This window comes from Nonomuraea sp. NPDC001684 (assembly GCF_053596515.1).
Genome location: NZ_JBSFGJ010000656.1, coordinates 1 through 3,791, shown reverse-complemented (window position 1 = coordinate 3,791; position 3,791 = coordinate 1). Strand labels below are relative to the sequence as shown.

General features: G+C 71.0%; 6 protein-coding genes. 2 read left to right on the top strand and 4 right to left on the bottom strand.

All coding sequences use genetic code 11. From position 1 onward, the window contains the following. Together ACWCSD_RS49455 and ACWCSD_RS49450 are read right to left on the bottom strand one after the other, a co-directional pair. A partial coding sequence (locus tag ACWCSD_RS49455; protein WP_449926288.1) for an aromatic amino acid lyase occupies positions 1 to 863 on the bottom strand: 863 nt, incomplete at its 3' end. Between the two features lie 10 nt (positions 864 to 873). Further along, entirely contained in the window at positions 874 to 1,254 is a 381-nt protein-coding gene (locus ACWCSD_RS49450) for a phage holin family protein (RefSeq protein ID WP_352319465.1), read from the bottom strand. 115 nt (positions 1,255 to 1,369) lie between these two features. Between ACWCSD_RS49450 and ACWCSD_RS49445 the strand changes: the two genes are divergently transcribed. Beyond that, the gene (locus ACWCSD_RS49445; RefSeq protein WP_352319467.1) at positions 1,370 to 1,645 is read left to right on the top strand and encodes a hypothetical protein; all 276 of its coding nucleotides are present in this window, start codon (positions 1,370 to 1,372) and stop codon (positions 1,643 to 1,645) included. Positions 1,646 to 1,652: 7 nt separating this feature from the next. Here the strand turns inward: ACWCSD_RS49445 and ACWCSD_RS49440 are convergent, their stop codons facing one another. Both ACWCSD_RS49440 and ACWCSD_RS49435 read right to left on the bottom strand, forming a co-directional pair. Beyond that, positions 1,653 to 2,426, bottom strand: coding sequence for an FAD:protein FMN transferase (locus tag ACWCSD_RS49440; protein ID WP_352352103.1), 774 nt, complete (start codon positions 2,424 to 2,426; stop codon positions 1,653 to 1,655). Positions 2,427 to 2,476: 50 nt separating this feature from the next. Continuing rightward, complete coding sequence (locus ACWCSD_RS49435; RefSeq protein ID WP_397164695.1) at positions 2,477 to 3,187, bottom strand: hypothetical protein; 711 nt, start codon at positions 3,185 to 3,187, stop codon at positions 2,477 to 2,479. 52 nt (positions 3,188 to 3,239) lie between these two features. Here ACWCSD_RS49435 and ACWCSD_RS49430 point away from each other — a divergent pair, with 52 nt between their 5' ends. Further along, a complete protein-coding gene (locus tag ACWCSD_RS49430; RefSeq protein WP_358288389.1) occupies positions 3,240 to 3,632 on the top strand; it encodes an OsmC family protein in 393 nt (130 codons plus the stop codon). The last annotated feature ends 159 nt before the right edge of the window (positions 3,633 to 3,791 follow it).

Here is a 3,791-nt window from a genome sequence, read left to right as displayed (position 1 = left end):
CCGGTGATGAGCGGGTTCTCGGTGGCGGCGTTCAGGTCGGTCTCGACGGTGGCGGTGGCACGCTCCAACGCGTCCACGGCCGCGCCGTGCACCTGCGCGAAGGCGCGGTAGCCGTACGGGTCCTGGACGCGGGTGGCCAGCTCGTGGGTGAGCAGGCCGCGCAGGCGTCCGGCCACGCGCGACTGGCCCGGATGCGGCCTGGCCTCCTGGACGGCGGCGGCCAGCGGCTCGGCGGAGGCGTCCACCGCGGTGAAGGACAGGGCGGCCACGTCGACGGCCGCCTCCAGCAGCGCGCCCAGCCGGTGGCAGGCCAGCGCGGCGTCGGCCAGCGTGGCCGCGCCCGAGCTGATGAAGGGCAGCGCGTCGCCGGAGGCGAGCGCGAAGCGCGGCCCGGCCGTCTCCTCGCCCGCCCGCCGCCAGGGCACCTCGCCCAGCAGGCACAGGGCCGTGGTGGCGAGCGCGGTCAGGTCGCCGGTGCCGATCGCGCCGTACGTGCGGACCGGCGGCGTGAACCCGCCCGTGACCGCCTCGGCCAGGACGGGCAGCACGGCCGGGTCGATGCCCGAGCCGCCCGCGACGAGCTGGTTGAGCCGCACGACGAGCATGGCCCGCGCGCGCTCGTCGGCCACCAGGGGACCCGCTCCGCAGGCGTGGCTGCGCAGCAGGTCGAGGCCGGGGGAGTCGAGCCGGACGTCCCGGTTGGCGCCCACGCCCGTGCTGCGGCCGTAGACGGGGCCGGTCAGCCCCTGGGCGGTGGCCCACGAGGCCCGGGCCCGATCGAGGGGACCGATCGTGACCCGGGCCTGGCCGTGGGCGGCTTCGTGCACCTGGGCGCAGGTCAGGCCGGCGCCGTTGAGCTGCATGGGGAGGGGATCAGTCGTTGTCGGGGATGAACAGGCCGAGCAGCCAGCTGACCACGCTGATGATGATCGCGCCCCAGAAGGCGGCGGGGTAGAAGTTGTCGACGTGGAAGGGGATGTCGAACTGGCCGGCGATCCAGCTCGTCAGCAGCAGCATGGCCGCGTTGATGACGAGGAGGAACAACCCGAGGGTCAGCACGATGACCGCGCAGCCCAGCGCCTTGACGATCGGCTTCACGATGGCGTTGACGACACCGAAGATCAGGGCCACGAGGAGCAGGACGCCCCAGTACTTGGCCGAGTTCTCCGGGGCGGTGATCTTGATGCCGTCGAGGAGCTGGATGGCGACCCAGAGGGCGGCGGCCGCGGCCACGGTTCTGATGATGAATCTCACGCTGGTTGATCCTCCCACTTCGCGATCGCCGGCGCGATAGATCGACCGCGCGAAGCCGGTCGAGCACGCAGTGTGGCGGCGGTTACCTGTGACTCATGTCGGGAAAGGGAGCGGGATGGACGCTAATGGTCTTGATTCGTTGCCCGCGGCGGAGTTGCACGACCGAGCGGTGCGGTACGCCGTACGCCATGGGGATCTGGGCTTCCTGTGGAACCTGCTGAAGGTGATCCCGGCCGCCGAGGCCGCGAGCGGTCACGAGAGTGAGACCGCCAACGACCTCAGCCGGGTGTCCGCGCTGCTCAGCGACGCGCTCGCGGCGGGCGAGGGTGAGCTGGGCGAGGCGTTGCGCCCGATCTACCTGGAATATCTGCGCGATCATCCCGACGCCTGAGCCGCGCTCAGCCGGCCAGGCGCGCCCCCGCGGCGATGCCCGAGATGCCCGGCGTGCTGACCTCCTGGCCGTCCCGGAGCACGATCATGGTGTCGTACGCGCCGGCCTCGGCCAGGTCGGTCGCGAACCGCCTGGCCAGGGTGGGGCCCATGGCGTACATGGCGGTGGCGTAGGCGTCGGCCACGCCGAGGTCGGGGCCGATCACGGTGACCGAGCCGAGCGTCTGCTGGCGCTCCCCGGTGCGCGGGTCCACCACGGCCGCGCCGCCCGAGGTGGCGATGCCGAGGTCGTGGGCGAACAGCGCCTTCCTGACGACGTCGGTGCGCGGGTCGCGGATGCCGACGCGCCACGGCTTGCCCGGGGCGGCCGAGCCGCGCACCCTGATGTCGCCGCCCGCGTTGATGCGGTGGTCGCCGGCGCCCGCGTTGCACAGCGCCCGCGACAGGCGTTCCAGGGCCCAGCCCTTGATGTAGCCGGACGGGTCGATCACGCCGTTGATCCGGTGCTCGAACCAGCCGCCGGTCGCCTCGCCCAGCTCCTCGCAGCGGTGCAGGACCTCGACGAGCTCGGGGATCTGCCTGATGGTCAGGCCGTGGTTGAGGCGCCAGATCTGGCTGTCCTCCTTGGCCGGGCTGAAGGTGTCGGCCACCCAGCGCAACCAGGAGAAGGCGTCGTCGAGCAGGGGGGTGAGCTCTCGGGCCGGCAGAGCCGTGCGGATGTCCACACTGACGGGCATGCCCATGACCGTGTCGACACGGGCGCTTCCGGGGAAAATCGTCACCTGGCCTCCTTGTCCGCTGCCCACGCTCTCACGTCGGCCGTAACGTGGGGCTAAACCTTTTGCCCTGGTTTGAAATGGACCTGTGATCTTGGGATCGCGAGGCGTGACAATGCGCCGCCGACGTACCGGGTGAACGGGCGCGGGCCCTCGACGACCACCTCGCGCTCGGCGATGTCGGGGATCTCGCGGCTGAGCCCGGAGGCGCTGATGCGCTCCTTGGCCCTCGGGTCGTGCTCGGCGCCGGTGACGAGGATGAGACCGTACCTGGTCTCCAGGTCGCGCAGCTCGCTGGTGGCGCGCTCGGCCCGGTAGACGGCCACGGTGTCCGTCCTGGTGCTCGCGCCGGCCAGCCGGGTGCGCAGGGTGTCCGGGTCCATGCCGGACGCGATCAGCACCCTGCCCCTGGTCTGCGGGACGACCGTGTGGCTGCGGACCGCCATGACCGCCGCCATCGCGTACAGCAGCAGCGAACCGACGCGGCTGAGTTCCGTCACGTACGCGGTGGAGCTCAGCTCGTGGGCCACCAGCAGCGCGCCGGCCAGGTAGCCGCCGAGCCGCAGCCGCTGCCGGGCCTGCTCGGTGCGGAGCAGGTCGGCGGCCTTGACGGTGGCGAAGCCGAGCGCGACGAGCAACGCCGCGGCGGCGTAGGCGGTGGGCCGCCAGGGGTAGCCGAACCCCGGCTGGATCGCGCCGAACTCGGCGACCGCGACCCCGCACCAGAAGAGGATGGGACCGTGACTCGCATTCACCTCACTAGCCATGTCTACGACGATGCTGAAGGAACATGAGAGCTTTCTGAGTAAGGTCTGAAACATGGCTAACGTGCGTGTTGAGCGGACAGAAGACGGCGGTTTCCGGGCCACGAACGCCCGCGGCGCCGAGGTGAAGATCGGCGGCGGCGACGACGAGGGCGTGTTCACCCCGGTCGAGCTGCTGCTCGCGGCGGTGGGCGGCTGCAACATCGTGACCGTCGAGCCGCTCACGGCCAAGCGCGGGCACCGGCTGGTGCGCCTGGCCATGACGGTGGAGTCGGAGAAGGTCGAGCCGAACAAGCTCGGGCCGGTGACGGTGACCTACGACGTGGAGCTGCCCTCGGAGGCGGCCGACGAGGTCTTCAGGGCGGTGGCCGGGCGGGTGCACGACAAGTACTGCACGGTGAGCAGATCGTTGCAGGACGGTACGGAGGTTCGATTGGAGCTTCCCTAGTCGGATTAAACGCTTATTCGACCCCGTTATGACGCGACCGTTGCATTCGTCTCGGTAGCGTTGTAGCAGGTCCGGCCCCAGGTGCCCCACCAGGCGCTCCTCGTCGGCGGTCGTGACCAGGTCGACCATGCCGAGCTTGATCCCCACCGCCTGCCACTC